The following is a 24,015-nucleotide window of genomic DNA, read 5'->3' as shown; positions in this document are numbered from 1 at the left end:
GTAAACTGTGTTGATTTGCGCTTCAGACGGACGCGTTCCAGGGGGCTCGATTTCAGCCGCTTCCTTTGCTTCGCTCTGTCCAGGGTCTTCAATCTTCGCTGATCCCCTAGGAGTCGCCGTCTAACGCTTCAATCAACGAGAACGGTTGGAATTATTATTTTCATTGAATAAAAGAGATAAAAGAAAAACATTTAGTTCAAAATCCTTTACTCAACGTCCTTCACTAGCTGTTCCATCATTTTTTCGTCCATAGGGCCAACGATTTGGTTATCGATGGTGCCATCAGTCCTCAGGATGTATGTCGTTGGAATCGAGAATACTTTGTAGTCCGTCATGCCGAGATCTTCCGTATCGAGCAAGATTGGGAATGTTAACTCGTACGCATCTGCGAATTCTTCGACTGCCTTTTGTCCGCGATTTTCGGCAGTGGTTAAGTTGACGGAAACGAGTTCTACATTGTCTTCAGGTTTTAATTTCTTATAGAAGTTTTCCATGTGTGGCATTTCTGCTTTACATGGCGGGCACCAAGTGGCCCAGAAGTTCAAAATAACTTTTTTTCCTTTTAGATCTGAAAGACGAACTTTATCGCCTGTCAACGTCTCAAGTTCAAGGTCTGGCGGTGTGTCGCCTTGTTCTAGTCCTGATCCAGCAGTTTTTTTGGACATCGCTTCCGTATTAGCCGTATCGATGACTTCGGGTTTATCCAAATTCGACTTCACCATCATGACAATCATTGTACCAATCAAAAGAATTGCGATTGCGTACCCAATCCACTTTTTATTCATCGTATCCCTCCATCTGTTTCCTTACCTTGTGTGAAACGCCAAGAAATTATTACTACTAACATGCTCGAGATAACCGTCGCAGAAAAAGGAATGCCCATAAATCCAGCAGGCTGTAGGGCAGCAATGAATGCGTGGACTGCTACAAACAACCCTGTAGCATAAACAACGGGTACACGTTCATTTTCCGTATGAATAAAGGCAAGAATAGCGATCACTGCGAACATAACGATTGTGATTACTCTTGTTATAAGCGTTCCCTCATTCAGTAGAGCCATCATCACCTGATAGACCGCTTGTGCACTGATAATCCCTAACAAAAGTGCTTGGCTAACAGTTGGCGAATTGAGCTTGCGAGAAAAAAGAAAGAACAAAGCAGCAATAAGAATTCCTAAAAGGAATCCAAACATACCTCCGTTGAAATAGAGGATGGCCATGGGTGCACGGCGTACCGTTTCAAAGTCCGTTACAATTACGGACAGCTTCCATATAATAATAGTGGTAAAAAGTGCATCCACAAATAAATCCGCAGCTGATTTACCAAGTTTCGTTCTAACAGCGAGCCATGCGAGGATAAATCCAATGACAGCTGCGATCCAAGAAGAAGGCACAGTAACCTTCCATAGTAGAAAATAGTCAGTGACAGGCATGGGGTTCTCCTTTAGTCCAGTATACCTCTCATGGTATCGTAAATTGCTCATCAAAACCACAAAGTCCTCTTATATTACCTAAAGAAAAAGGCTCGCATATATGCGAGCCTTTCCGTTTAGTCCGTGTTCCCTGAACCTAAGATGTTTGTGACAGGTGAAAACCGGAAATAGAACTTATAAAGGTGTTACTTAAAAGGATACATAACGTAACGGGTTCACGGCACTTGGACCGGATGCAGAGAAGTTACCTACATGAATTTCAAAGTGCAAATGGGGCCCTGTTGAATTTCCTGTACTTCCTGATTTCCCAATGAATTGACCTTTACCAACGTGCTGTCCTGTGCTCACTCCGATACTAGACAAGTGTGCGTAAACAGATGTAAAGATTTTTCCGTCGATGGAGTGTGTAACCATAATCGCGTTACCGAATCCGCCCATTGGTCCTGCATGGGACACGACACCTTCAGCCGCAGAAACGACTGTTGTACCAATTGGAACCCCGATATCTTGTCCACGGTGTTGCTTCTGTGTATGGAAGATCGGGTGCATTCTCCAACCAAATGATGATGTGAGTGGACCACTTGCTGGACGAGTCCATGAGCCACTGGAAACAGGAGGTGCAGTTGTTTCTGGTGGTGTATACGTATGGCTGCTAGATGAACTTGATGCTTTATTAGCTGCCTGCTGAGCTCTTCGTGCAGCTGCTGCTTTCGCTGCCGCCTCGGCTTCGCGTTTACGTTGCAATTCTGCTTGACGTGCAACTTCTGCCAAACGATCTTGTTCAGCACTAATCTTGTTCACAAGGTCTGCAGAAAGTTCATGAGTTTCATGGGATTCGCTTTCCAAGCCTTCTTTTTCAGTAGAAAGTTTAGCTTGTTCAGCTTCTAGTTGATCGACCAGCTTGTCCTTCTCAACTTTTTGCGCTTCAAACTTTTTCTTAAGGTCAGTCAATTTGTTTTTACGCTCTTCTTGCTGAGCAAGTTTAGTCTCTACCATTTGTTTTTCTTCTTCAAGCTGGTTCATATCATCTTCTTGCTGTTGCATGATTTTACGGTCAGCATCCATCAATGTAGAAACTGCTGAGAATCGGTCAATGAAATCCGAAAAGCTGTTCGCTCCAAGAAGTACGTCCAGGTAGCTGACGTCTCCGCCCTTCACCTGCATCGTACGAACACGTTCTCTTAATACTTCATCACGTTCTTTAATCCGCTTTTCTAATGTTTTAATAGAAGCATGAAGTTCTGTGATTTCAGTAGTTGTTTGGCTAATCTTTTCCTTAACGTCACGAATCTTTTCGTTATTCGTATCGATTTCACCATTCAACTTTGTAATTTGTTCCATAATGGATTGTTTCTTAGTTTGCTTTTTATTAATCTCGTTGGATTTGTTTTGAATGCCCTTGTTCAACTCATTTTGCTTTTGTTGTAGTACCTTTTGCTCATTTTGCATATCTTTCAACGAACTTGCTGATGCTACTGTTCCAGATAATGTTGTTGAAAGTAACAACACCCCCAAGGATGATAATAGCAATCCCTTATTCTTTCTCACAGTCCCAGTTCCCCTTTCAATACTACGAATCGGCTAGTTAGACTTTCAAGAATTTGCGTACGGACATCAAACTGCCCCACACACCAATGAACACACCCATGAACAACAGAAGACCGTCCACCTGAATGATGAATGGAACCGGATCTAACAATTGGAACATTTCATTAACCAATTTAGGTTGCCAGTAAGCATGGATTTGTTGATAGGCAATGGCAACTCCGGCCATTGGAAGAATCGATCCGAAGATTCCGAGCCAAATGCCTTCTAAAATAAATGGAATACGTACAAAATTATTGGTCGCTCCCACAAGTTTCATAATTTCAATCTCTCGACCACGTGCAATGATCGTCAAACGAATTGTATTGGAGATGAGGAACATCGCAGTAAACAGCAACGCTAGTATTAATATCAATCCGACATTCCGGCTAATTTTAACGACGTTGAACAATTTCTCGACTTTTCCTGCTCCGTAGACAACTTCATCTGTGTACTCGTATGTATCGATCTTTTTTGCAATTGCAGCCGTATTATGTGGATCTACCGCCTTTACATAAAGGGCATCTCCTAATGGATTACTTTGTTTGTAGAGTGAGAGTTCTTTACCGTACGACTTGATAACCTTGTCCAACTCATCTTCTCTCGAAGCAAATTCGACACTTGCGACTCCGTCAATCTTTTCAACTTTCTCTTGCAACTCTTTTACGGCCGCATTACTTGCTGCAGCGTCCGCAACCACTTTAATTTCCACGTCGTTTTCGATGTTATCTGCCATCTTGTTCAAATTCATCATCATAACAATGAAACTACCCACAAGTAGGAGAGTAACAGCAACGGCGCTGATGGAGGCGAACGTCATCCAGCCATTTCGTCCGAGACTCTTAAAACTCTCCCGGAAGTGACGGCTTAGCGTTCTACCCTTCATAACTGTAAACCCCTTCATATTCATCTCGTGTGATCATCCCGCCTTCTACTAACAAAACGCGATGACGGATACTATTCACAATATCTTTGTTGTGTGTCGCCATGATAATGGTCGTCCCACGGTTGTTGATTTTTTCGAAGATGTTCATGATGCCTAACGACGTATCCGGATCCAGGTTTCCTGTCGGTTCGTCTGCAATTACCATTTTAGGCTCATTGACAATCGAACGAGCAATTGAAACTCGTTGCTGTTCTCCGCCTGATAACTCGTTAGGAAACATTCTCGCTTTTTGGGATAATCCGACCAGCGCTAAAACATCCGTCACTTTTTTACGGATTTCCGTAGGTGTTTCTTCAATCACTTCAAGTGCAAATGCCACATTCTCATAAACATTCAACCTCGGAAGCAGTTTGAAGTCTTGGAACACGACCCCTATTTGTCTTCGCAAGTACGGGATTTCTTTGTTTTTTAAAGTACCCAGGTCTGTTCCATCGATGAAAATCTGTCCGCTTGTTGGGGTTTCCTCACGATACATCATTTTTATGAATGTTGATTTACCTGCGCCACTCGGCCCCACTACGTAAACGAATTCTCCACGTTTAATGTCGATATTTATACCATTTGCGGCAACGACTCCGTTGGGATACTTTTTGTACACGTTTTTCATTTTTATCATTTTGTAACCACCTGATTAAAAACTTTTCTCCAGCTTTTTAAGTATAACAGATATAAACCTACACAGTATTACAGGAATATTTCATTTCCTCTAAAATGTTCATCGCGTTTCAACAATCTTGTAATGTTACCCCCTAGTTTTTGGTAGACGCATAGATTCATTGTCGAAGATTGCATACGTCATTTCCTATGTAAAAACACAAACAAAAAAACAGAAGCAGCCTAAGCTCGCTTCTGTCTTTTATGTTTGTCATACGTTCAACTAAGTTGAAATAGCTTATTTCTTTTCAGAAAGCCATTTAGCAACAGCGTCGAGGTCGTCCCCTTTAATGAGACCGCCAGGCATTCCACCTGATTTACCGTTTTCGATCGTGTCGTGGATTTCACTTTCAGAAAGCTCTCCACCAATATTAGCTAGTGCTGGGCCGGCACCGCCTTCCAAGTTTCCACCGTGACAAGATGCACAGTTCGCTTGGAATACTTTGTCCGCGTCTACGTTGCCAGCAGCCGAATCTTTGTCTCCAGCTTTGTCATCTCCGCCGCCACCACAAGCACCAAGTACAAGTGCAGCGCCAAAGATTGTTGCTAAGAATTTGTTTTTCAATTTCATGAATAGTTCCTCCTTCGATTAAATGAATTACTTGCTTTCCTAGTATAGCAAAAAAAGTTCGTTTCCGCTTAAATGGTGTTACAAAACCGTGTCGAATACCCAACTTGGGACGAACTTGTTCTATTTAGAATTCCCTATTCCCCGAAAATCAAACATGTTTTGGTGAACAATTAGTTTTAATCGAGCTCAAATTTGTATTCAACACTTACTTAAATACCGCTCCTTCACCCTCCATCTAATTGACCGAAAAGACTGTCTCTCTTTTCAGCTCTGTTCCTCTTTAGGCTGACCAATTTGCTGATATTTATTCATCCTAAATTATCGATCTTCGCATGTTCCACTAAAAAACGTTCGGCTTCATCCAAATCATTCGTACAAAGGAGCGCTCTCGATGCATCTGTAACAATACGGTCTTCAATATCGAGATAAACGCCTAAAGGAATTAATTTGAAAAACTTGCGCCATTTCTGAGTACTTTCCATTTTTTCCACTTCTTCTTGAATTGCCGTGTAATCAATTTCATTAATTTGAAAAAAGGGCTGCTGCTGATCTACAGTTGGAAACCGTTCCTTAAGAATTTCAAGTTGCCGGGGGTTGTATTCTTCTGCAATGATCCATTCAGCTGTCCCGACATTCTCAGCGGCGTCCATCAGCTGGTCCGTCCACGCTTGTAACGTGTCGTCATCCGTGGATTTGTTTGTAAAGAGTTCAACATTATAGAGCACTTGAATTGGTTTTTCTTTCTTATTAAAGAACAAGTTTTCACCTCCAAAAAAGAATTATTCTATGTATACAGGAACCGATTTACATCTAATTACAGAAAAATGCGAGGCTGCCTTCAATCACATTTTTGTGATTTTCGAAAACAGCCTCGCTATTCGCTTTTAAATTTATTACGCTATTACGAAATACGTGAACGTAAGAATGCATTGATGAATGGATCGATTTCTCCATCCATAACCGCACCAACGTTACCAGTTTCTTCGTTTGTACGGTGATCCTTAACCATTGAATACGGGTGGAATACGTAAGAACGAATCTGACTTCCCCAACCAATTTCTTTTTGGTCTCCGCGGATTTCAAGAAGACGTGCTTCTTCTTCTTCCACACGGATCTGATAAATTTTCGCTTTCAACAAGTTGATAGCGCGTTCACGGTTTTTAATCTGTGAACGTTCTGTTTGACACGTAACGATTGCACCTGTTGGAAGGTGAGTCATACGGACAGCTGAATCTGTCGTGTTAACGTGCTGTCCACCTGCACCACTTGAGCGGTACGTATCGATTTTAACGTCTTCCATCTTCAAATCGATGTCCACGTCACCTGAGAATTCAGGCATGACTTCAACAGAAGAGAATGACGTATGACGACGACCTGATGAGTCAAATGGTGAAATCCGAACAAGACGGTGAACGCCTTTTTCAGCTTTCAAGTAGCCATACGCATTGTGACCTTTGATAGAAAGTGTTACGGATTTAACGCCAGCTTCGTCGCCCGCTTGATAGTCCAGTGTTTCCACTTTATATCCGTGCTGCTCTGCCCAGCGTGTGTACATCCGTAAGATCATAGATGCCCAGTCTTGAGACTCTGTACCACCAGCGCCAGAGTGAATTTCTAGAACAGCACTACTGCTGTCATATTCTTCACTTAGAAGCATTTGCAAATCAAAGTCTTCCATACGTTTCAAGAACGCCTTTAATTCGCTCGCTAGTTCAGTTTGGAGCTCCTCATCTGGCTCATCTTTCAACAGTTCGACTGTCATTTCAAGATTTTCTTGCTCTTCACTCATCGCATGGAACTCACCGACGCTGTCTTTGAGTGCGTTCGATTCTGAAATGACCACTTGCGCTGCATCTTGGTTATCCCAAAATGTAGGGTCCATCATCATTTCATCGAGTTCCTGCATACGTGCCTCTTTGTTTTCTAAGTCAAAGAGACCCCCTAAAGTCCACTAATTTCTTAGCTGTTTTGTCGAGCTCGTTGCGTACATCTGATAATTCTATCATAATTGGTTCCTCCAAAAATTCAGGTTCACAGCCAGATTACTCTTGACCATGGCAGTTCTTATATTTTTTCCCGCTGCCACAAGGACATGGGTCATTACGACCGATATTGACGGAACGACGCATTGGTTTCTTAACCGTTTTCTCGCCATCTTCTTTCGGATTCACCGCTTGCCCTTTCGCAACTTCTTCACGCTCCAGGTTGTTGCGGATTTCCGCCTTCATGACGTATTTCGAAGCATCTGACTCGATGGCATTGACCATTTCTTCAAACATGCCGAATCCTTCTGCTTGGTATTCACGAAGTGGATCGTTTTGTCCATATGCACGCAAGTGGATCCCGTGACGGAGCTGTTCCATCGCATCAATATGGTCCATCCATTTCGTATCAATTGCACGAAGTAGTACAACCTTCTCAAACTCACGCATTTTCTCTTCGGACATTTCCTCTTCTTTTTCATCATAGCGTTTAATGATTTCTGCTTTGATGAAATCCGTCAATTCTTGTGCCGATTTCCCTTCTAAATCCGCAACCGTTAACCGGTCTTCAGATAAGAAGTTCGCGCCTAAATAGTCAACAAGAGCTTTAAGTGCCCAGTCTTCTTGTTTTTCCTCAGTCGTATGAATGGCTACTGAATTTTCGATGACACGTTCAATCATCGCTTCCAGAACTGGACGGACGTTGTCTGATTCGAGTACGTCATTCCGTTCTTTATAAATGATTTCACGCTGCTGACGCAACACATCATCATATTGGAGCAATCGTTTACGGGAGTCGAAGTTATTCCCTTCAACCCGTTTCTGAGCAGATTCAACTGAGCGTGAGACCATTTTCGATTGGATTGGTGTTTCATCATCCATACCGAGTTTCGTCATCATGCCTTTCATTTGCTCTGAACCGAAACGGCGCATCAATTCATCTTCTAGTGACAAGTAGAACTGAGTAATACCCGCGTCTCCTTGACGACCAGAACGTCCGCGTAACTGGTTATCGATACGACGAGATTCATGACGCTCGGTACCGACAACTGCAAGCCCACCAACATTTTGAACGCCGTCACCAAGTTTAATGTCCGTACCACGACCAGCCATGTTTGTTGCGATTGTAACCGCACCTGGCTGACCTGCTTGTTCAATAATTTCTGCTTCACGACCGTGGTTTTTCGCGTTTAACACGTTATGAGGTACCCCGTACTTCTTCAAGAAGTTCGAAATGATCTCAGACGTTTCAATCGCAACCGTACCGACAAGAACCGGCTGGCCATTTTTGTGTCGCTCTTTAATGTCATCCGCAACAGCTTTGTACTTTCCTTCAGTTGAAGAGAAGATTAAATCTGGACGGTCATCACGGGTAATCGGACGGTTCGTTGGAATCGCTACAACGTTCATGTTGTAAATGTTGCGGAATTCCTCTTCCTCCGTCTTTGCAGTACCCGTCATACCAGACAACTTGTCATACATCCGGAAGTAGTTCTGGAATGTAATTGTCGCAAGCGTCATCGATTCGTTTTGGACTTCAAGTCCTTCTTTTGCCTCGATCGCTTGGTGAAGTCCATCGCTGTAGCGACGTCCTTTCATTAGACGACCTGTGAACGAATCGACGATAACTACTTCGCCTTCTTGTACGACGTAGTCTACGTCAACATGCATACTTACATGCGCTTTTAATGACTGATTAATCGTGTGATTGAGTGTGACGTGCTGCAAGTCAAACAAGTTATCGATACTGAATGCTTGCTCCGCCTTCTCAATACCAGCTTCCGTCATCGTTACACCTTTAGTCGATTCATCATACGCAAAGTCATCTTCTTTTTTCAACGTTGTCACGAAACGGTTCGCCAATCGGTACAATTCTGCTGATTTCGCAGCTTGCCCCGAAATAATAAGCGGAGTTCGAGCTTCGTCAATTAAAATCGAGTCAACTTCGTCAATGACAGCAAAATGAAGCGGACGCTGTACTTTGTGCTCGCTGTACAACACCATGTTGTCGCGCAAGTAGTCAAAGCCGAGCTCGTTGTTCGTCGTATACGTTACGTCTGCAAGATACGCATCACGCTTTTCATCTTTACCTAAACTGTTCAAATTCAAGCCAACGGTCATTCCAAGAAACTCATACAACCGTCCCATTTCCTCAGCGTCACGAGAAGCCAAGTATTCGTTGACAGTAACGACATGCGTGCCTTTGCCGTCGAGGGCATTTAAGTATACTGCTAAAGTTGACGTCAGCGTCTTACCTTCACCAGTTTTCATCTCCGCAATGTTACCTTCATGGAGAGCTGCTGCTCCCACGATTTGCACACGGAATGGGTACAATCCGAGCACACGGCGAGCCGCTTCACGGACAACCGCAAATGCTTCCGGTTGAATCTGGTCTAGGGATTCCCCTTCGCTTACGCGTTTCTGGAATTCCGCTGTTTTTGCAGTCAAATCAGAATCAGAAAGCTGTTCCATTTGGGTAGCAAGTGCTTCAGTCTGATCAGCAATCTTGTCTAGTCGTTTCAAATCACGTTTATTCGGATCAAACATTTTATTCAATACGCTTAGCATAATTTGGTCACATCCTCACAAAGTTCACCCTTCATTTTAACATTGTGAATGGACAGGCGCAAATGCAATGCAACGAAATTTCCGACTTTTGGATTATGGAGGGAGTTGAGAGGATTGTTTGAGCGGATTTGGGTGGTTGCTTGATGAGATTTGTTCTGGCTTGAGCGGATTTGCTGGGTGCTTGATCACTTTTGGCCCGGCTTGAGCGGATTCGCTGAGTGCTTGATCACTTTTGGCCTCGCTTGAGCAGATTTACCACTTGCTTGATCACTTTCGGCCCGGCTTGAGCGGATTTGCTGGTTGCTTGATCACTTTTGGTCTGGCTAGAGTGTGGAAGTGACGGTTTTGCGAGGGTAGGAGCTGAAAACGAGCGCGCTGAGAACAAATCCTACCTCCACCATTCGCATCACTAAATGCGCAGCGAAGCGGAGCACACCAATTAGTCTTGGTTTTCAATTGAGGAAAGATGAATTGGTCGCGAGGTTGGATGCTATTGGGAAAGGGATTTTGTCGCGGGATCGTGCGGGTTGTGGGTTGCTTGATCACTTTTGGCCTCACTTGATTGTGGAATTGACGTTTTTGCGAGGGTAGGAGCTAAAAACGAGCGTGCTGAGAACAAATCCTACCTCCACCATTCGCATCACTAAATGCGCAGCGAAGCGGAGCACACCAATTAGTCTTGGTTTTCAATTGAGGAACGATTAATTGGTCGCGAGCTTGGATGCTATGGAAAAAGGGATTTTGCCGCGGGATCGTGTGGGGTGTGGGTTGCTTGATCACTTTCGGCCCTGCTTGAGCGGATTTACCACTTGCTTGATCACTTTCCGTCTCGCTTGAGCGGATTTACCACTTGCTTGATCACTTTTGGCCCGGCTTGAGCGGATTTACCATTTGGTTGATCACTTTCCGCCTAGCTTGAGCAGATTTACCACTTGCATGATCACTCTCCCCTTTGCTAGATTCTATATGTGACATTATAGAGCGCTTAGGCGTCGTAATCGAGCGGTTACCATCCTGAATAGAGCTCTTAGCCATTCGAATAGAGCGGTTACCCGCCACAATTGAGCGCTTAGCCATTGTAATCGAGCGGTTACAGGCATGTATGGAGCGCTTGCAGACAAACAAAAAATTCCCCACAAAAAAACCGCCCAAAGTTCTGGGCGGTTTCCACACATTAATTAGCTTCAGTTTCGATCAAGCCGTACTTGCCATCCCGGCGTTTGTATACGATGTTTGTTGCATCAGACTCACCATCTGTGAAGATGAAGAAATCATGTCCGAGCATGTTCATTTGAAGGATGGCTTCTTCTTGATCCATCGGCTTCAAATCGAGTTGCTTTGTACGGACAACGTTGAACTCGTTCTCGTCTTCAACATACTCTTGTTCTTTTGAATCGTTTTCCATTGTTGCCTGCAAGAATGCACCAACGCCTTCGCGCTCACGGAACTTGCGGTTGACACGTGTTTTATATTTACGGATTTGACGCTCAAGCTTATCGACGATTAAATCGATGGCAGCGTATAAATCGTTATGACGTTCTTCTGCTCGGAGTGTCAAATTTTTCATCGGAATTGTAATTTCAACTTTAGTTTGCTTATCGCTGTATACTTTCAAGTTCACATGAGCAGTTGCTTTCAAAGACTCAGTGAAGTACCTTTCCAGTTTACTGACTTTCTTTTCGACGTGCTCCCGAATTGCTGGAGTAACCTCGATGTTTTCGCCACGAATGTTGAAGTCTAACATATAAACTCCTCCTTTAATTTGACCCTATCTCTATCTTCTCCATTGACCGAACAAAATCCTTCTTTTCTTTATGAAAAATAAAAAGAATTTTGTCGGATATTGCTGAAACACTTTTCCAACTGTTTACCGCTCAGCTTGTCTGCGAAGTTTCAGATCATCGACGATAGCTTTAGCTACTGATGCATTTTCGTCGAAGTCTATACCATACATCCAACCAGTTCCAACCCTTTCCTTCCAGACCATGACTCCGTCTGTCTCAATTGGTCTCTGAAAGATGTTGAACCGCAGTCGAAGAGCCACTTCATCTCGATTTACTGGAATATCAAAAAATGTTTCCATGCGAGTTCCGCCTGGACTAATATCCAGCAACTTGGAGTCACCCGTTCCGGTTCCAGGACGATCACTGTTTTTAAGATATATACTGAATTCTGCTGGGACTGGTTCATTAAAGGAATATCTGAATGCTTCATCACGTTTATAGTGCATTTTCTCACGCTCCATCCACTTCTCTAGTCCCTTCAGTATATCAAATAGTTACCAGTGTCGGGTCCTTCAGTTTCCCGGAGTTGTTACTAAGTGATCCATCTTCTACTATTACCGAACTGACACAATACGAAACCTCGGAATGTTTGCGTCGGTTACAATATGATACGAAACTCACTCTCATGTATTTAACAAAACCACATAACAAACTAAACTGAGTAGAGTTTGTTACGCATGAAGGCTCACTGCTTCATTATGTGTTTCTTGCAAATAGCGATCGATTTCACTTTGTTCTTCTACTAGATGCGTTAGTGTCGCATCCAACTCTTCAATCGTAGCGGTACTCTCTTCGATAACTGAAGCAAATTCCATCGTATGTCCGCGGACAGTATCGGTGTTGGTGGTGATTTCTTTAAATGATTCGATGAATGATTGCATTTCTTTCTGCAAGTCACGCATTTCTCCATGCAATGCAGTGAACGTTGTATTGGATGAATCTGCAACTTCCGTCTGCTCCGTAATCTGTTCTTTACCCGTAGATAGTTTGGATACAGCCAGTTGGTTGAATGTATTCACTTCAGAAAGGTTGGCGTCGATTTTTGATAACGTTGAATCCGTCATCCCCGCAAGTTTCCGGATTTCATCTGCAACGACTGCGAAGCCTTTCCCGTGCTCCCCCGCTCTTGCTGCTTCAATGGAAGCATTCAATGCAAGTAGGTTCGTTTGGTCTGTAATCTCTTTAATGGAACCTGCAAACGCATTTGTTTCAGCAATTTTTTCGGATAAAACTAAAAACGTATGATTGAGCTCCTCGAAAAAATGAGCAAATGCATCAATCCCATTTTTCAATCCAGCAATCCGGGAACTTCCTTCATCAGCACGCCCTCCTGCTTCATTTGCTTTTTGGACAAGTAATGTGAGGCCACCGGAAATTTTCTCCACCGATTCATGCGTCTGCTCGGAGCGTTCTGCAATATCCGAAATGTAGTCGGCCTGATGTTGGCTAGCTCCACTTACTTCTTGAATAGCTGTCAGCATTTCACGTTGAGCGCCTAAAGAAGTCTCAGAAGAATCGCGAAGTTTACCTAAGTTACTTGTGATTTTCTCGACTGTCATGTCCAAACGTTTCGCAAGTTCAGCTTCTTCTTTTCTCAGAGCTTCTGTTTGTTCAGTAAAACGTTCAATCTCTGAGAAGTTTTTCGCATTTTGACGTACGACAAGCATCAGAATCATACCACTCAGAAAGTGCAGTAAAATTAAATTCGCACCGCTTCCACTAACTAAATCTGGTGATACAAACACCAAATTATTCAAGACAAGCGCCGCTAAACTAAGTACATAAGCGACACCCATAATAAGTAAGCGGCCATGTATACCACCAAATACCAATAAGAAAAAGATAATACCAACAGAACCTAAGTTAGCTTCTGACAATAAAATAACTCCAAGTGATACAGCAAAAGTGGATACTAATAATATGTACGGTAAACTTTGCATCAACCATTTGGTTTCCGTGAAACGAAATGCAACATAAAAAGCACTCCCTATGATGAAGGGAATCAAAACAGACAAGATGGTGGCCATATTCGAACGCATAATCAGTTGGGCAATCAGTCCCAATCCTCCACCTAACGCAAAGCCGATATACAAAATATGATTCTTCCGAAGCCAATCAGCCAATTTCAATTGTTCAATTGTCATAAGGACACCTCTAGTTGATTTATTTACCAATCTATCACTACCATCATACCTGAACCAAGTTAATCCGATAATAGGTAAAAGGATTCATAGGAAGTCAAAAAAATCCGACGAATAGGTTCATTCGCCGGATTCTTCTTATTGTTTCGTATCATAAAACGTGCCGTCGCGGGCAACTTTGCTATAAGGATTGACATAACTACGAACGCCGTCTTTTTTCGTATGTGAAGCAGACAAATCTTTGCGGATAGAAGTTAGGTACGTTTCTAACTTCTTCGCAACTTTCGGCTCGATTGCAACCAATTCCTGACCATATAATTCTTCTTCAGTAGAAAAAGGTGGCTGGATTTTCAGTTGCAATTGTTCACGCTCATCCAAAATAACTTCAATGGCAACAATCATTTTTTCACGATGTTCATCGTCTGTCGTAATCGGTAACGCAAGAAGTCGTTCAGTAACTTGCTTCCATTGAAGTAGCTCCGGCCGAATCATATCTCGCTCACATTGCCATATTGCTTCTGGCGATTGAGTTGAATGACTTGCTTCCACGTATCCCTGAACTCGGTCATGATCCCCGCAGCTTCATCAAATAACTCACTGTCATTCTTAATGTTGCCATCAATCAGACGGCTGTTCGCAAATTCATACAACACAAGCATATCTTTCGCAGCTGGGAATGTAGAAACATCTAACGTCAACATCAGTTCAGAAATAATCGCTTGTGCTTTTTGCACTGCAACATTTTTGTCTTCGATGTTGTTCACTTCTACAGCTCTTTTCGCTTGTTGAATAAACTTCAAACATCCGTTATAAAGCATTAATGTCAGTTCCCCAGGCGTCGATGTAGTGACAGTGTTATTTTGGTACGTAGCGTACGGATTATGCATGACCATTTAAATGACTCTCCTTTTGTATTGCTTGTTTCAATTACATTCCTCCGCCAAGTGAACTCATCAAACTAGCTGATTGAGCATTCGCGCGTTGAATTGCATTTTCCATGGCATTGAACTGTTTCCAGTAACGAGTTTCAGACATCTGCAGGCGTGTTTCAAAACGTTCGATTTGTTTGTTCATATTATCAAGCGTACGCCCTAAGCTAAAGGATTTGTTTGTATCACCTAGTTTACCGGCGCTCTTTTGAATGTTTTTTTGTGTTGAATCAACTTCAGCACGCAATTGGCGAGCGATACCTGTTCCGCCGCCGTCTTTGCTATCATTGTTAAACAATTTCTCGATTCCTTGAGGATTTTGAGCGATTGCTTCTTTAAGTTTCTTTTCATCAATTACTAATTTACCATTATCCAGATAGTTATTAGAAGTCTTTATCCCAATATCACTTAGACTGATTTTCGTACCATCACCAAGCTCAATTGGGTTGGTCATGATATTACGTAATTTAGTCAACATACTCTTCAATTCAGGATCATTTCGTAGCGTACCACTCATCGCTTTCTCTTCCCACTGCTCTACTTCTTTATCAGAGAGTTCCTTTTTCTGTTCAGCAGATAGTGGTTGGAACGAACGATATATTGGTTCCCGTATTTTCTTGTTCAGATCTTCAATCAATTTGTTGTAATCGTCTACGAAACCTTTGATGTTGTCGAATACTTTTTCAGTGTCTGTTGTTGCATTGAATGTAATAGGTTCAACACTTTTTCCTTTGAGAGTAATCTCCATACCGTCAATTTCAAAAGTATTAGAAGATCTACTTGTAGTTAGACCGTTATAAGTAAATTTAGCATCAGTTCCATTAGTTCCTTTACCTGGATCGCTAGATGAACCTGATATACCAAGTGTAGATGCTAAATTCCCTCCATTTACATCACTTATAGTAATCGCACCATTTCCACTTTCCTTTGATGAGATACCAATTTGACCAGAATCCACATCAAAAAAGGCTCTAACTCCGGTTGCAGAAGTAATATCTTTCATTACTTTAGAAATGTTATCGTCTTTACTGAAAGTTAATTCTTTCGCATTAGCCATCCCAGGCGCTTTTATACTAATCGTAACTGTATCAGCGGTAACACCTAAAGTACTTAACTTTTGCCCATCTGTTGTACCTGTTGCTAGCTTTGTACCCTGCATAGTTGCATTAGTGGCTAATTGCTCAACTGTGAGAGTACCTGAAAAATCCTCAGCATTTCCCTTCGATCGAATATCAACAACACTCGGGTCTGAAACCTTCACATTCTTCGCATTAAAATTCTTCGATAAAATCGAGTTATCAAACAGTTTCGTACTATAATCCTTCAAATCACGATTCGCGGTACGGTAATCATTCAATTGCCATTCAAAGTATTGTTTCTTCTGAGTCAGTTTATCGAGCGGAATACGCTCTGCTTTCATTAAATCATTAACAATGGATTCGGTATCCATTCCACTGGCTAGTCCACCAATTCTCATATCCAATCACTCCTTATATTTTACGATCAATGAGCAATCCTACGAACTTTCTCATTTCTGCATGCATATCCAATAACTTTTTTGATGGAATTTCCCGTATGACTTCGTCGGTTTTCGAGTCCACAATCGTCACATAGTATTCGTGCAATTCGTCGTGCATTTTAAACCGTAGCTGCGTGTCCACGCTTTCTAGAAACTTATTCATTCCCGCCGTTAGTTCTTTGGCTTGTTTTACAGGTAAATCGCGTTCTCTAGATGCTTGCTGCTGTGCTTGGTCTTGAATGGCTTCAACTTTTGTCACAATTTCGGATGTCGTTCCATCCACAGGTCCCGCCGCAATTTGCCGGTCGGGACCTCCCCCTATTTGACTGACCATTTCTCCGTCCTCCTTAAGTTCACTTCTTCTCATATGTATTATATCGGCAGACGAAATTTAAAGTTTACCCGATTCAAAAGAAACCCTCTTAACTTTCACTGAATGGCGCCGAAGTATATTGTATATATTTATGATCTAGAGAGGAAATTTCAAATGACTAAATCGCTTAAAACTAAAATTATTGCTGCAGTAATTGCATTATTTACTGTAGGTATGCTTCTCATGTTCTATATGTTGAATGATAAAGTTCAAAAGCTTTCATTGGAACGTGTCGTCAATTCAAGTGAAACCCTAGCTGAACAAACTGCTGGTACAGTGGATCAATTCATAGATAAGTATACGAAAGGTATTTCGTCACTTGCTCATTCTGAGACACTCCTGAACTTTACTGGCCCTGAAGGGAAAACGGTATCGGTACAACAGTTAGAAAAAGCGCTTCAGGAGAACTTAGACATCTATTCTGATGCGTCTTCATTCTATTATGCACTACCTGATAAATACACGGTGATGGTTCCCGAACACGATCTGACAGGGTATGACCCGACAACTACAGACTGGTATCAGGATGCTGTCGAAACCCCCGGGGTGGTTCAATGGTCTTCTCCATATCCTGATTCTACTACTGGCACCTTCATGATTACGGGATCGGTTGCGCTTGAACAGAATGGGAAGGTCGTAGGGGTAACTGCAGTGGATCTAGAGTTGACAGCAGTAAGCAACTTACTAGAGTCCATGAACATTCCCTATAAGGGATTCCCTGTTTTGTATGACCAAGAAGGGACAGCTATTTCTCATCCAACAGAAAGTGGAAAAAACTTAATGGACGTTTCTTATGTGAAAGCGATGTATTCCAAAGAAACTGGAGAGGTGACCTACAAGGACGAAAAAGGAGTTGAAAAAGTTAATACGTATGCTACGATACCTAATTTCGGTTGGAAAGTTGGCACTGTTTATGAACTAGACCACTTAATGGGAATGGCGAAGGATCTACGAGCAGTCATTATTGCCGTTTCGCTGATTATTTTAGTTATTGTCAGTGTTGGTTTGTATTTCATCATCGGGAAGTTATTGAAACCGATCGCTCGTCTTCGTACGTTGATGGACGAAGTTTCAGGCGGAGATTTAACTGTTCAATCCGATATCCAGTCTAAAGACGAAATTGGTCAGTTGAGTACTAACTTCAATGACATGATTTCCAACATGCACAGCATTATTTCTGTTGTGAATTCATCTGCAGAAAACGTACGAACGAACTCTGAAAGTTTGAGCGCGGTCGCTGAAGAAACGAGTGCTTCAAGCTCTGAAGTGGCTCATGCAGTAGGTGAAATTGCTGAAGGGGCTTCGAAATCAGCGGAAGATGCTGAAACTGTTTCTGAACGAGCAGAAGAACTAGGACGGCAAATTAACGGCATCACAGAACGCGCGGTCTCCATGAACGAAATTGCAATCCGCACTGGGGATATGAACTCGAGCGGACAAACTCAAATGGCACAATTGCAAAAGACGTTCCACTCGTCTGGAATGAATTTGAAGTCGATGAATGATGCGATTGTGACACTTGGCGAGAAAGTGAAAGCCATTGGCGGTGTGATGGACACGATTACGGATATTTCAACTCAAACGAATTTGTTGGCACTAAATGCGAGTATCGAAGCAGCTCGCGCTGGAGAGCATGGGAAAGGGTTTGCAGTAGTTGCTGAAGAAGTTCGGAAGCTAGCGGAGCAATCTGCACGCGCCACTGAAGATGTGAAAATAACGGTCCAGCAATTGCAGGAAGAATCACGTCTCGTCACAGAGCAAATGGATGAAACGATTACTACGTTCCGTGAGCAAGGCATTGTCGTTCAAGGAACAGAAACAACATTTACAGAGTTATCGGCGTTGATGGAAGATATGCAAGCATCCATTGAATCGATTTCATCTGAAATTGAGATTGTCTCGCACCATAAAGATGATGTAGCCTCTACCATTCAAACGATGGCAGCAACTTCGCAAGAAACCGCTGCAGCGTGTGAAGAAGTAAGTGCATCAACTGAGGAACAGCTTCGCGCTATTCAATCGGTGACAGATGCTGCAGAGACGTTAACGGACTTGAGTGAAGAGTTGAGTCATGCGATCGATCGATTTAAAGTTTGATGACGAAATAGGAATTGTATAAATAGAGGAGATTGCCATTTAAAGGCGATCTCCTTTTTTACTTTTTCGAATAGAATCAGAAAGTAATTCACAATCATTCCCACCTATTTCTCTCTTAACTTTCAACAAAATCTGCCGAAGTATAAGTAAGTATAAATAACTAATTTAGGAGGTATCTCAGATGACAAAGTCATTAAAGACTAAAATAATTTCAGCAGTAATCGTTCTATTTTTAATCGGCATACTTCTAATGGCTTACATGTTAAATGACCAAGTCAAAAAGCGTTCTCTAGAAAATGTCATCAACTCAAGTTCTGGTCTATCCGATCAAATGGCTATTTCAGTCGAGAATTTCCTCGGTCAATATGGAAAAGGGTTAGATTTTTTAGGGACAACCGAAACACTGTCCACCTTCACTGGCCCTGAAGGTAAAGAAGTAAGCGAGAAGGTTTTACTCGAGAAGCTTGAAGAGTTCCTCAACAAGTATCCGGATGCTTCTTCTGTCTATTACGCCCTGCCTTCAAAATATACTGGAATCTACCCAGTTGTCGATTTGACCGGTTTCGATCCGACGAGTCGCGAATGGTATCAGCTTGCTTCCGATAATCCAGACAACGTTCAGTGGTCAAAACCGTATATGGATGAAGCCACTGGAAAGTTCGTCATCACAGCGTCAAAAGCAGTCATGATAGATGATAAGCTTGCGGGTGTCACAGGAGTGGATATTCAATTATCCGCTATGACCACTGCATTGAATTCAATTGACATTGCTTATAAGGGATATCCTGTTTTGTATGACAAAGAAGGTATTGCCATTTCTCATCCGACTAAAAGTGGGAAAAACATGATGGATCTTCAATATGTGAAAGATATGTACATGTATGAAAAAGGTGATTACGAATTTAAAGATGAAAAAGGAAATGAATCCGTCAGCATCTTTTCAACACTTCCTCACTTCGGATGGAAAGTTGGGACAGTTTACGAAACGGACAAGCTAATGGGAATGGCAAAGCAACTAAGAATAGCTATTTTAGTAATATCATTGATTACATTAGCAATTGTGGCGATTGCGTTGTTCTTTATAATTGGCAAATTACTAAAACCAATCGGAAGTCTTCGTAAATCGATGGACGCCGTTGCTGAAGGCGATTTAACGACCCATTCAGACATTAAGTCAAAAGACGAAATTGGTCAGCTAAGCGATAACTTCAACGAGATGATTTCGAGTATGCATGACATCATTTCAGTTGTGAATCAATCCGCTGAAAACGTTCGGACGAACTCTGAAAGTTTAAGTGCAGTGGCGGAAGAAACAAGTGCTTCCAGTTCAGAAGTGGCACACGCGGTGAATGAAATCGCTGAAGGTGCATCGAAATCTGCACAAGACGCAGAAAATGTGACAGAACGAGCGGATGCACTTGGTCAACAGATTAATGGAATCACCGAACGTGCAGTATCCATGACAGAAATTGCTGAACGCACTGGAAGTATGAACGCAAACGGACAAACTCAAATGATCCAATTGCAAGATACATTTAAGTCTTCAGGCGCTAATTTGCAGACGATGAATGAAGCCATTGCGACGCTTGGTGAAAAAGTACAAGCAATTGGTGGCGTGATGGATACGATTACGGATATTTCATCCCAAACGAACTTACTTGCATTGAACGCGAGTATCGAAGCGGCTCGTGCAGGAGAACATGGTAAAGGATTCGCTGTTGTGGCGGAAGAAGTACGCAAGCTGGCAGAACAGTCTGCGCAGGCTACCAAGGAAGTTCAAACGACCGTTCAACAACTACAAGAAGAATCCCGTCTCGTAACGGAGCAAATGGAAGAAACAATTACTACGTTCCGTGACCAAGGGAGTGTCGTTCAAGAGACCGAATCGACGTTTGGTCAGTTGTCTGCATTAATGGAAGACATGCAAGCATCAATTGACGCGATTTCCTTAGAAATTCAAGAGGTATCGAATCATAAAGATGACGTTGCCATGACGATCCAGACGATGGCAGCGACTTCACAAGAGACCGCTGCTGCGTGTGAAGAAGTGAGTGCGTCTACTGAAGAACAGCTTCGAGCAATCCAGTCGGTGACGGATGCTGCGGAGACGTTGACGAACTTGAGTGAAGAGTTAAGTCATGCGATTGATCGATTTAAAGTATAAAAGATAACAAAGAGGGACTGCCCAAGTGTATCTGGGCAGTCCCTCTTTGTTGCTAATTATTGCTGCTTACTTGCTTCTACTAAACCTTCAAACAATCGCAATGATGTTTCATCTCCCCGATTAGAAAGTGCTTCTGGATGCCATTGCACACTCATTACAAAACGATGCTTCGTACTTTCTAACGCTTCAATGATTCCATCTCTTGCAGTAGCAATGACTTTCAATGGTTCAGTGACATCGTTCACGGCTTGGTGATGAAGAGAGTTCACTAGAATTTTTGATGTCGGAGCGTATTCCGCCAAACGACTTCCCTCCTTCACTTCGACAGTGTGCGTCGGATAATTCCGATCTGCCTGCTGCTTATGTTGTAACAGTGGTCCCTCTAAATCTGAGTAAATGTGTTGGTAGATGGTTCCTCCAAGTGCAACATTCAGTATTTGATGCCCTCGACAAATGCCGAGCACTGGCATGTCCTTGCCAACCGCGCACTTCGCAAGTGCCATCTCCATCGTATCGCGTTCAGGTGCAATCTTACCAAGCTCTCTTTTTGGTTCTTCTCCGAAAAGAAGTGGATTTACGTCTTCCCCACCTGTCAACAGCAAACCATCGATTCGGCTGCAAATCTCTTCGATATCTTCAATCCCTGCTGGAAGTACAACAGGTAGTCCTCCCGCACGCAAAATCGCTCGGCTGTAGTCTGCTTTCAAGAACGTTTCTCCGTTTTCGTCTATGTCTGAAGTGATGCCTATGAGTGGTTTCATGAATTGGTCCTCCTTTGGAATAGAAGAAACCAGCCTTATATGAAAGAGGCGGGTTTCATGCATGCTAAGTTCTATTCCCGAAATATAAGAGATTCAATCTAGTCCAAATAGGGAGCCTCTTTTTTTTTTATTGTGTATGAATGCTCATTAATATAGAGCTGTCCTACTAGCAAATTCCATGTTTTATAGCTTTCATATTTCTCTCGTATTAAAAAGCTTTTCGCTCATAAACCGTAGCAGATACCACCCAGGACAAACTGTAGAGCACCGCTGCGATCGCGAGGAACCCAGACAGAATGGTCGTCATGGATAAGCCCATCACAAATTGGATGATGCCTTGAAGGGAATCACTTACCAGTGCAAACACTGCCGGCCCTCCCCCTACGAACAGGAAAAAACTGATCATGACAATTGGAAAGATATACCCCTGCTTGAGCACGTAAAACAGCGGAAAAGTCATCGCTGAAAACAGCAGGAACAGTCCAGCTCCGAGTGCAACATGTGAAAACGTGAAGGATTGGCCCGCAACGAATAAAGCCAGAGCCGTCAAACCAATTGCAATTGCCATATAGACTAAACTACCAAGATATCGGGAAGCAATGATTTCTTTACGCGTATATGGAAGAGAGTTCAGCAGCACATTGACATTCGTTTTTTCATCAAAAGCCAATGCGTTAAAAGGTATAAACAGGCTCGTCACTAAAAAAATAAAGACAGGATGCGAATCCATCACGATGAAAAATATAATGAAAGGAAAAAACAACAGCAATTGTTTTTTCTGAATAATGACTTCCCGTTTTATCAAGTTAAACATGAACGTCACTCCTCTTTGAATAATACATAATATCTTCAAGCGAAGTCTTTTCTATCAACGCCGACTCGCCGAAAACGATTCCCGCTTCCCTCACGTTTGAAGTCAGTGCTTCAAATCCAGCCTGTGTGCGGTTCACGTGAACGAACAACTTTTCCGTATCCCGGTCCAGCAAGTCCACTGTCCCTTTCACCAGTCCGTAATTTTCCTCTACATCATGAATGGATTGGTTGAACATCAGCTCACCGTTTTTTATGAATGCGATATAATCCGCGATTCTGTCCAGATCACTTGTAATATGCGTAGAGAAGAAGATCGTCCGCTCGCCATCCAGCATGATTTCTTGCAACATATCAAGCAATTCTCTCCTGAAAATCGGGTCTAGTCCAGCTGTCGGTTCATCCATAATAATTAGTTCTGCCCGATGGGACAGCGCCAATGCCAGAGAAGCCTTCATTTGCATACCTTTTGAGAATGTCTTAATGGCCTTATTCAGCGGCAGTTCGAACTGTTCAACATACCGGCGGAACAACGCATCATCCCATCTTTTGTAAGCAGGTCCGACAATCCGTTGAATGTCCTTTAAATTCATCCCTTCGTAAAATACATTGCCATCATACACAAAGCCGATACGCTCTTTAATCACTTTTTCATGGGTCGCGTAATCGAGCCCAAACATGCGCACTTCTCCCGCGTCCGGTCTCAGCAAGTTCATCATTAGCTTGATGGTCGTCGATTTCCCTGCACCATTCGCGCCGATGAATCCTGTGACAAACCCCTTATTCACTCGCAAATTCATATTCTCAATCGCAAAGCCTTTCAACTGTTTGGATACATTCGTAAACTCAATGATCGGTTCCAACCCATTCACTCCTCATATAGAATCTTCAGTATGTCCTGCAACTCATCATAAGAAAGTCCAATTTCCTTACTGTTTCGGATTACATTTCCGAGCTGTTCCTCGATTGCTTTCAATTTCTTCTCCCGGATAACCTCCATGTTCTGCTCAGCCACAAACGACCCTTTACCAACAATAGAATAAATAAAACCTGCCTTCTCCAACTCCTCATATGCCCGCTTCGTCGTAATCACACTAATATGCAAGTCCTTCGCCAGTTGACGAATCGACGGCAACGCACGTCCTTCATCCATCTCCCCCGATAAAATGGCAGCGATGACTTGGTTCATGATCTGTTCGTACAACGGTTCCTTCGACTGATTCGATAAAATTATCTGCATGCTATCCCTCTTTGCGATCGTCTATTTATAATATTGTATATATGCTTTATATACACTACACACAAAAGAAAAGAACATTGCAATGGTTTTTGCAATGTTCTTTAAGTCGTTATATACACTGAAAATAAATACCCTGAAAAGCAAAAGTGCGTAATGAAACAATTTTGAGTCCGACGAAACTTGATGACATCAGAAACGTAAAGATAGTACTATATAATATGAAGACGTTTAAGATGAACGAACATAACGAAAGCACTTCCTGACCGTACAATTACTTCAGGAAGACAAGTTATCCTGATTTTAAATATGGGTATACACTATAAACCAAAGTCCTGTGTTTTGCAAGGAAGAAGTGCATAAGTTTGCAATGAAAAGTACACAAGCTTGCCAGCCTTCAATTTAGGTATTATTTTTGTCGTGATAACGCATTTGTAACTCTAAAACTATCTCCAGTAAAATT

General features: G+C 42.5%; 22 protein-coding genes. 2 read left to right on the top strand and 20 right to left on the bottom strand.

The window, feature by feature from the left end; all coding sequences use genetic code 11:
• Positions 1-206: 206 nt before the first annotated feature.
• The 16 genes from DVB69_RS00960 to flaG form a co-directional block, all read right to left on the bottom strand.
• Entirely contained in the window at positions 207-785 is a 579-nt protein-coding gene (locus tag DVB69_RS00960; RefSeq protein WP_116015674.1) for a TlpA family protein disulfide reductase, read from the bottom strand.
• Positions 782-1,432, bottom strand: coding sequence for a hypothetical protein (locus tag DVB69_RS00955; protein WP_116015672.1), 651 nt, complete (start codon positions 1,430-1,432; stop codon positions 782-784). Before DVB69_RS00955 ends, DVB69_RS00960 begins: the two co-directional genes overlap by 4 nt.
• Before the next feature lie 189 nt (positions 1,433-1,621).
• Complete coding sequence (locus DVB69_RS00950) at positions 1,622-2,980, bottom strand: murein hydrolase activator EnvC family protein (protein WP_116015670.1); 1,359 nt, start codon at positions 2,978-2,980, stop codon at positions 1,622-1,624.
• A 37-nt stretch (positions 2,981-3,017) separates the two neighbouring features.
• A complete protein-coding gene (gene ftsX, locus DVB69_RS00945; RefSeq protein WP_116015668.1) occupies positions 3,018-3,902 on the bottom strand; it encodes a permease-like cell division protein FtsX in 885 nt (294 codons plus the stop codon).
• Positions 3,892-4,578 carry a cell division ATP-binding protein FtsE gene (ftsE, locus tag DVB69_RS00940; RefSeq protein WP_116015666.1) on the bottom strand — a complete coding sequence of 229 codons (687 nt, stop codon included), beginning with the start codon at positions 4,576-4,578 and terminating at the stop codon, positions 3,892-3,894. The genes ftsX and ftsE overlap by 11 nt, the downstream gene beginning before the upstream one ends.
• 276 nt (positions 4,579-4,854) lie before the next feature.
• Entirely contained in the window at positions 4,855-5,181 is a 327-nt protein-coding gene (gene cccB / locus DVB69_RS00935) for a cytochrome c551 (protein WP_370452901.1), read from the bottom strand.
• Between the two features lie 314 nt (positions 5,182-5,495).
• A complete protein-coding gene (locus DVB69_RS00930) occupies positions 5,496-5,945 on the bottom strand; it encodes a hypothetical protein (RefSeq protein ID WP_116015662.1) in 450 nt (149 codons plus the stop codon).
• Positions 5,946-6,088: 143 nt separating this feature from the next.
• Positions 6,089-7,190 (bottom strand): peptide chain release factor 2 gene (gene prfB / locus DVB69_RS00925; protein WP_116015722.1). Its coding sequence is split into 2 segments (ribosomal slippage): positions 6,089-7,117 and positions 7,119-7,190, totalling 1,101 coding nucleotides; the frame shifts between segments, so codons are not numbered across the junction.
• A gap of 39 nt (positions 7,191-7,229) precedes the next feature.
• Positions 7,230-9,737 (bottom strand): preprotein translocase subunit SecA, encoded by a 2,508-nt coding sequence (gene secA / locus DVB69_RS00920; RefSeq protein ID WP_116015660.1) that lies wholly within the window; start codon positions 9,735-9,737, stop codon positions 7,230-7,232.
• A gap of 1,174 nt (positions 9,738-10,911) precedes the next feature.
• Entirely contained in the window at positions 10,912-11,481 is a 570-nt protein-coding gene (hpf, locus tag DVB69_RS00915; RefSeq protein WP_116015658.1) for a ribosome hibernation-promoting factor, HPF/YfiA family, read from the bottom strand.
• A 123-nt stretch (positions 11,482-11,604) separates the two neighbouring features.
• Positions 11,605-11,967, bottom strand: coding sequence for a PilZ domain-containing protein (locus DVB69_RS00910; RefSeq protein ID WP_158541002.1), 363 nt, complete (start codon positions 11,965-11,967; stop codon positions 11,605-11,607).
• Positions 11,968-12,192: 225 nt separating this feature from the next.
• Positions 12,193-13,665 (bottom strand): methyl-accepting chemotaxis protein, encoded by a 1,473-nt coding sequence (locus DVB69_RS00905; RefSeq protein WP_116015654.1) that lies wholly within the window; start codon positions 13,663-13,665, stop codon positions 12,193-12,195.
• A 135-nt stretch (positions 13,666-13,800) separates the two neighbouring features.
• Positions 13,801-14,154 (bottom strand): flagellar protein FliT, encoded by a 354-nt coding sequence (gene fliT, locus DVB69_RS00900; RefSeq protein ID WP_116015652.1) that lies wholly within the window; start codon positions 14,152-14,154, stop codon positions 13,801-13,803.
• Positions 14,151-14,555 carry a flagellar export chaperone FliS gene (gene fliS / locus DVB69_RS00895; RefSeq protein WP_116015650.1) on the bottom strand — a complete coding sequence of 135 codons (405 nt, stop codon included), beginning with the start codon at positions 14,553-14,555 and terminating at the stop codon, positions 14,151-14,153. Before fliS ends, fliT begins: the two co-directional genes overlap by 4 nt.
• A gap of 34 nt (positions 14,556-14,589) precedes the next feature.
• Positions 14,590-16,068, bottom strand: coding sequence for a flagellar hook-associated protein 2 (locus DVB69_RS00890; RefSeq protein ID WP_116015648.1), 1,479 nt, complete (start codon positions 16,066-16,068; stop codon positions 14,590-14,592).
• Positions 16,069-16,081: 13 nt separating this feature from the next.
• Positions 16,082-16,444 carry a flagellar protein FlaG gene (gene flaG / locus DVB69_RS00885; protein WP_116015646.1) on the bottom strand — a complete coding sequence of 121 codons (363 nt, stop codon included), beginning with the start codon at positions 16,442-16,444 and terminating at the stop codon, positions 16,082-16,084.
• A 153-nt stretch (positions 16,445-16,597) separates the two neighbouring features.
• Between flaG and DVB69_RS00880 the strand changes: the two genes are divergently transcribed.
• Entirely contained in the window at positions 16,598-18,580 is a 1,983-nt protein-coding gene (locus tag DVB69_RS00880; protein WP_158541001.1) for a methyl-accepting chemotaxis protein, read from the top strand.
• Positions 18,581-18,761: 181 nt separating this feature from the next.
• The gene (locus DVB69_RS00875) at positions 18,762-20,744 is read left to right on the top strand and encodes a methyl-accepting chemotaxis protein (protein ID WP_116015642.1); all 1,983 of its coding nucleotides are present in this window, start codon (positions 18,762-18,764) and stop codon (positions 20,742-20,744) included.
• A gap of 56 nt (positions 20,745-20,800) precedes the next feature.
• On the opposite strand, the gene DVB69_RS00870 is transcribed toward DVB69_RS00875, so the two are convergent.
• From DVB69_RS00870 to DVB69_RS00855, 4 genes are all read right to left on the bottom strand, one after another.
• Positions 20,801-21,505 (bottom strand): gamma-glutamyl-gamma-aminobutyrate hydrolase family protein, encoded by a 705-nt coding sequence (locus DVB69_RS00870; RefSeq protein WP_116015640.1) that lies wholly within the window; start codon positions 21,503-21,505, stop codon positions 20,801-20,803.
• Between the two features lie 208 nt (positions 21,506-21,713).
• A complete protein-coding gene (locus DVB69_RS00865) occupies positions 21,714-22,319 on the bottom strand; it encodes an ABC-2 transporter permease (RefSeq protein ID WP_116015638.1) in 606 nt (201 codons plus the stop codon).
• Complete coding sequence (locus tag DVB69_RS00860) at positions 22,312-23,178, bottom strand: ABC transporter ATP-binding protein (RefSeq protein WP_116015636.1); 867 nt, start codon at positions 23,176-23,178, stop codon at positions 22,312-22,314. The genes DVB69_RS00865 and DVB69_RS00860 overlap by 8 nt, the downstream gene beginning before the upstream one ends.
• Positions 23,179-23,183: 5 nt before the next feature.
• Positions 23,184-23,555: a GntR family transcriptional regulator gene (locus DVB69_RS00855; protein WP_116015634.1), complete on the bottom strand. Its 372-nt coding sequence runs from the start codon at positions 23,553-23,555 to the stop codon at positions 23,184-23,186.
• Positions 23,556-24,015 lie beyond the last annotated feature (460 nt).

The sequence above is a fragment of the Sporosarcina sp. BI001-red genome, from assembly GCF_003384035.1.
Classification (GTDB): Bacteria; Bacillota; Bacilli; order Bacillales_A; family Planococcaceae; genus Sporosarcina.
This window is presented reverse-complemented; position numbering and strand designations above follow the sequence as displayed.

Coding starts and splice junctions, on each gene's coding strand:
- DVB69_RS00960 (WP_116015674.1), bottom strand. CDS start 785: ATGAATAAAAAGTGGATTGGGTACGCAATCGCAATTCTTTTGATTGGT.
- DVB69_RS00955 (WP_116015672.1), bottom strand. CDS start 1,432: ATGCCTGTCACTGACTATTTTCTACTATGGAAGGTTACTGTGCCTTCT.
- ftsX (WP_116015668.1), bottom strand. CDS start 3,902: ATGAAGGGTAGAACGCTAAGCCGTCACTTCCGGGAGAGTTTTAAGAGT.
- ftsE (WP_116015666.1), bottom strand. CDS start 4,578: ATGATAAAAATGAAAAACGTGTACAAAAAGTATCCCAACGGAGTCGTT.
- secA (WP_116015660.1), bottom strand. CDS start 9,737: ATGCTAAGCGTATTGAATAAAATGTTTGATCCGAATAAACGTGATTTG.
- hpf (WP_116015658.1), bottom strand. CDS start 11,481: ATGTTAGACTTCAACATTCGTGGCGAAAACATCGAGGTTACTCCAGCA.
- DVB69_RS00910 (WP_158541002.1), bottom strand. CDS start 11,967: ATGCACTATAAACGTGATGAAGCATTCAGATATTCCTTTAATGAACCA.
- DVB69_RS00905 (WP_116015654.1), bottom strand. CDS start 13,665: ATGACAATTGAACAATTGAAATTGGCTGATTGGCTTCGGAAGAATCAT.
- fliT (WP_116015652.1), bottom strand. CDS start 14,154: ATGATTCGGCCGGAGCTACTTCAATGGAAGCAAGTTACTGAACGACTT.
- fliS (WP_116015650.1), bottom strand. CDS start 14,555: ATGGTCATGCATAATCCGTACGCTACGTACCAAAATAACACTGTCACT.
- DVB69_RS00890 (WP_116015648.1), bottom strand. CDS start 16,068: ATGAGAATTGGTGGACTAGCCAGTGGAATGGATACCGAATCCATTGTT.
- flaG (WP_116015646.1), bottom strand. CDS start 16,444: ATGGTCAGTCAAATAGGGGGAGGTCCCGACCGGCAAATTGCGGCGGGA.
- DVB69_RS00880 (WP_158541001.1), top strand. CDS start 16,598: ATGACTAAATCGCTTAAAACTAAAATTATTGCTGCAGTAATTGCATTA.
- DVB69_RS00875 (WP_116015642.1), top strand. CDS start 18,762: ATGACAAAGTCATTAAAGACTAAAATAATTTCAGCAGTAATCGTTCTA.
- DVB69_RS00870 (WP_116015640.1), bottom strand. CDS start 21,505: ATGAAACCACTCATAGGCATCACTTCAGACATAGACGAAAACGGAGAA.
- DVB69_RS00865 (WP_116015638.1), bottom strand. CDS start 22,319: ATGTTTAACTTGATAAAACGGGAAGTCATTATTCAGAAAAAACAATTG.
- DVB69_RS00855 (WP_116015634.1), bottom strand. CDS start 23,555: ATGCAGATAATTTTATCGAATCAGTCGAAGGAACCGTTGTACGAACAG.